This is a genomic window from Paenarthrobacter nitroguajacolicus (assembly GCF_029952445.1).
In the GTDB taxonomy this organism is placed as follows: domain Bacteria; phylum Actinomycetota; class Actinomycetes; order Actinomycetales; family Micrococcaceae; genus Arthrobacter; species Arthrobacter nitroguajacolicus_B.
Map to the genome: position 1 here is coordinate 1 of NZ_JAQPPK010000058.1, position 4,157 is coordinate 4,157.

A 4,157-nucleotide genomic window follows, 5' to 3' on the forward strand; every position below is an offset into this window, starting at 1 on the left:
TAGTAGTCTGCGTATCTCATCAGATGAATCAATTCGCCGGTCCCCTGATCTTGCCGGGATCTACACCCAATCACCCCGGAGTTCCGGGGAATTTGGCTGGCTGGCTGGCCTGGAAAGGAGATTCTTCTGGTGGCGTAGCGTGATGCTTTGTGCGTAGATGACAGCGCAAGAAGCGCCTCTGACCTGCGGTTTTGCCTTGATGATGCATTTGATGAATCATTGATTCAAGTTTGTGGCAGGTTTCTGAGGCGATTTTGGGGGCGAATAATGGCTGTTGATGGTTCCGGGCGTGTGCTGCAGCTGAGTGCTGTCCGTCTGTTGCATCCCGAGGAGCAGACGCTTGAGGACATGTTCACCGGGTGGCGCAACCAGCAGCTCTCCAGGAACCTGCAGTTCGACACGATCGATAAGGGCATCGCCTGCGTCCAGAGGTTCGTGAACCATGTGAACGAGTTTCCGTGGAACTGGGGGCCGGAGCATGTCGAGGAGTATTTCGGTGACCTGCGCTCGATCTATCAGTTGAAGCAGTCCACCATACGCGGCTACCAGTCCTCCCTTCGCCGGTTCTGCTCTTACGTATCCAACCCCGACTACGGCTGGGACCGGGTCTGCGAGGAACGTTTCGGCACTCATCCGTCCCAGGTTTTCTTCGACTGGAATGCCGCCTCCCACACCCAGGAGTACGAAGGCCGGCCCTCGAAGAGGCCGTTCACCAGGGCTGAGTTGCAGCGGCTGTTTGACCATGCGGATGACCAGGTTGAACTCATTGCCGCCTCCGGCAAGAAAGGCTGGCAAGCGGCTTACCGGGACTCAGTGATGCTGAAAGTCACGTATTCCTACGGACTACGTTTCAACGAGCTGCGGCACCTGCAAACGGTGGATTTCGCGACCAACCCGCAAGCACGACGGTTCGGGAAAACAGGAATCTGCAAAGTCCGTTTCGGTAAGTCCCTCAAGGGCTCAACCTTCAAGTCCCGCAGCGTCCTGACTGTGTTCGACTGGACCTCCGGTGTCATCGACGATTGGCTCGCCAACGGCCGTGGAACCCTCGAAACGCTGGACATGTTTCCCAGTGAGCGGGGCGGGGTGATCTGCGAATCGACCCTGCTGCGTCGGCTGCGGCGTTACCTGAAAGAACTGGGGATGCCGATGGACGGGCTGGACCTTCACTCGCTCCGACGCTCCTATGCGACGCACCTGCTCGAGGATGGGTGGGATTCTAGATTTGTGCAATATCAAATGGGCCACGAACACGCCTCCACCACCGGGATCTACCAGTTCGTCAGCGACGACTTCCGCAACTCCGCCCTTCGGGCAGCCTTGGACGGCACCATGAACGACGTCCTCGGCATGCAGATGCGAGGCCAATGGTGAAACGAGAAGTCGAATACAAATGGCGGCTCGCCGAGCTCATGGCAGCCCGGGGACTGCACAACACCACCGACCTCATCCCCCTCCTCGCCGAACGCGGCATCACCTTGTCGCGGCCCCAGGTCTATCGGCTGGTCAACCAGAAACCCGAACGCGTCGCACTGCAGGTCATCGCAGCGATCTGCGACATCTTCTCCTGCGGACCCGAGGACCTCATCACCGTCACAGCCGCCGACATCCGCGCCCGCAAAACCGGCACCGCCTCCCCCAACGTCGTCGATCTGAACCGCACCGTCCGCCCACGCCGGGCCCGCATCATCGACGATGACAACTGACCAACCCGCCGGCCTGACTGCCCGCAACACCACCCGCGGCAGGCCACGCACCACCGGCACCGCAACCTGCGCCCGCTGCGGCCGCAGCGCCGGCCGAACACGCGCCACCTGGCCCGAAGGGAAAATCTGCGGCCCCTGCTTCACTACAGCAACCCGCACCCACGGGACCTGCCCCGACTGCGGCCAACACCGGCTCCTGCCAGGCCCACCCGAAACCAGCGGCGGCCCACGATGCGCACCCTGCACCGGAATCACCCACGACTTCCACTGCACCCGCTGCAACCACGAAGGCGAGTTCTACCGAACGGGCATCTGCGCCCGCTGCGCCCTCCGCGACGACCTCACCGAACTACTCCCCACAAACCCCGCTGATCCCGCAACAGCGGCCAAACTTATCGAGGTCCTCTGCCAAGCCGAGCGGCCCGAGAGCATCATCACCTGGAAACGCTCCGCCACAGTCCAAGCCCTCCTGAGATCCCTTACCAACGGGACAACACCCCTGACACACGAAGGCCTCGATAACTACGCCGAAACGGCCGAACGAGCAACAAACCATCTACGCGCCCTGCTCGTCCACCACGGGCTGCTCCCCTACCAGGACCCCTACCTGGCCCGGTTTGAAGCCTGGATCAAAGCCAAACTCGACCCCTTGCCCGAGCAGGTGGCTAAACCAGTCGAGCAGTTCGCGACCTGGCACCACCTCCGACGCATCCGGACCACCACAACACCGGAGAAGAACGCGCGCGGGCCGGTGCACTCGGCCAAACAAGAGATCACCGAAACCATCAAATTCCTTCTCTGGCTCTGGGAAACGCACCAACGAACAGCAGCGACCTGCACCCAGCAAGACATCGAAGCCTGGCTCGCCGCCGGACCCACGACCAGAAAACAGATCCGCACGTTCATCGTCTTCATCAAGAACACTGGCACAAACCACCGCGTCGAAATGGGCTACTACACCCCGAAAACGCGACCGACAATCACCCAGGACCAGCGCCTGGCCTGGCTGCGGGAACTGCTCACAGGCACCAGCGAATCCCTGCCCTACCGAGTCGCCGGCGCCCTTCTGCTTCTCTATGCCCAACGGCTCGTGAAAGTCGCCAGACTTCGGACCGACGCCATAGAGACCAACGAAACCACCGGCAACATGAGAATCACCTTGGGCCTCCACCCAGTGCCCGTCCCCACGCCCGTAGCAGACTTGATCCGCCAGCACCTGGCAAGCCGGCCCAACCTCAGAACCGGGTCAAACACCCAAAGCCCATGGCTCTTCCCAGGCACCAGAGCAGGACAACACCTGCACCCGAACACCATCATGGACAGGCTCCGGAGCCTCGGCATCGACCTCCGTGGCGCCCGAAACACCGCCCTCGATGAGCTCCTCACGATCACACCGCCACCGCTGGTCGCCGACGCTCTGGGCTACAGCCACCAAGTAGCCTTCATCCACGCCGACAACGCCGGCGACGCCTGGGCCCGCTACGTCAGCCGGCGGACGAACCACACTCCGGAAAGGCTGAGAGACAACAAGCGAAAGGACCGGAATGGGTAAGCGTAAACCCGCTGCTTGGGGCATCGTCGTGCGCCTGGATACGGGAGAGACGTTGTATTACTACCTGCATCCCAACCGGCCCGGCGACGAATGGACCCCCAGAGAAAACCAGGCACTACGGTTCAAGTCCGAAGAAGAAGCCCAGTCCCGGTGCCGCACCTTCGTGACAAACAGGAAAGCGAAGGAATACTACGTCGTGCCGCTGCCCCTGCTGAGGGTCTAGGCCTCTAGCAACCACGGCTCTCTCCGTTAATCGGGTTCTGGATGACCACGATTTCTGGTTGCCATGGGATCCAGCCATGTCCTAGCGCTGGGGCAGCTCATAACCTCGGCGGCTGAGCTCTTCCCGCACGGGAACGAAAGCGAACTGGGGCTTGGCAGAAAGCAGCGGAACCAGATCGACCACAGACGGGGTCCTGTCCATAAAGTCTGCGACCGGGTTAATGATGACGTCAGTGAGCTGTTCAAGGAATGCATCCTCGGGAAAGCGACCACCCATTTCAGCGTCGAGCAGGATGGTTCCCGGAAGGTCCCTTGCTACCGAGCCATCAGGTCGAGCAAATCAATTGGCGGGATCACGTCTGTTTCTTCGGCTCGAAGACTCAGAAGGCAGAAATTTTCTGAACGGAAGTCCCCACTCGGGACCGATGGGTCCCATCCCAGGTTGAGATAGTAATCTCCGCTCCCCCACGAAGACTTCTGAAGGTTAATCACCTGATACTCGCCGGCCGACGTCATCCGGAACCAGTTCCGGCCCCGCTTACGGAACCCACGCAGCTTGAGTGCGCCAGCGAAGGCCGACTCGACCAATTTCTGTTCTTTCCACACGGGTTATTCTGCAGCATGGGTACGTCCGAATAACCGAATACGTCCACATCTAATCCGCAGGGACGCCACTA

Annotated in this window: 5 protein-coding genes; 4 read left to right on the top strand and 1 reads right to left on the bottom strand. The window is 60.7% G+C overall.

All coding sequences use genetic code 11. From position 1 onward, the window contains the following. The first annotated feature begins 267 nt into the window (after window positions 1-267). Genes PJL15_RS22455 through PJL15_RS22470 form a run of 4 tightly spaced genes read left to right on the top strand, consistent with a single transcriptional unit; the run spans window position 268 to window position 3,481 of the window. Complete coding sequence (locus PJL15_RS22455; RefSeq protein ID WP_281453341.1) at window positions 268-1,374, top strand: tyrosine-type recombinase/integrase; 1,107 nt, start codon at window positions 268-270, stop codon at window positions 1,372-1,374. After that, the gene (locus tag PJL15_RS22460; RefSeq protein WP_281453342.1) at window positions 1,368-1,706 is read left to right on the top strand and encodes a helix-turn-helix domain-containing protein; all 339 of its coding nucleotides are present in this window, start codon (window positions 1,368-1,370) and stop codon (window positions 1,704-1,706) included. Before PJL15_RS22455 ends, PJL15_RS22460 begins: the two co-directional genes overlap by 7 nt. Then, window positions 1,696-3,258 carry a recombinase XerD gene (locus PJL15_RS22465; RefSeq protein WP_281453343.1) on the top strand — a complete coding sequence of 521 codons (1,563 nt, stop codon included), beginning with the start codon at window positions 1,696-1,698 and terminating at the stop codon, window positions 3,256-3,258. Before PJL15_RS22460 ends, PJL15_RS22465 begins: the two co-directional genes overlap by 11 nt. Then, on the top strand, window positions 3,251-3,481 hold the full coding sequence (locus tag PJL15_RS22470; RefSeq protein ID WP_281453344.1) for a hypothetical protein: 231 nt from the start codon (window positions 3,251-3,253) through the stop codon (window positions 3,479-3,481). The genes PJL15_RS22465 and PJL15_RS22470 overlap by 8 nt, the downstream gene beginning before the upstream one ends. Window positions 3,482-3,795: 314 nt before the next feature. Here PJL15_RS22470 and PJL15_RS22775 read toward each other — a convergent pair whose 3' ends face one another. Continuing rightward, window positions 3,796-4,086 carry a DUF4304 domain-containing protein gene (locus tag PJL15_RS22775; protein ID WP_432443854.1) on the bottom strand — a complete coding sequence of 97 codons (291 nt, stop codon included), beginning with the start codon at window positions 4,084-4,086 and terminating at the stop codon, window positions 3,796-3,798. Between the last annotated feature and the right edge of the window lie 71 nt (window positions 4,087-4,157).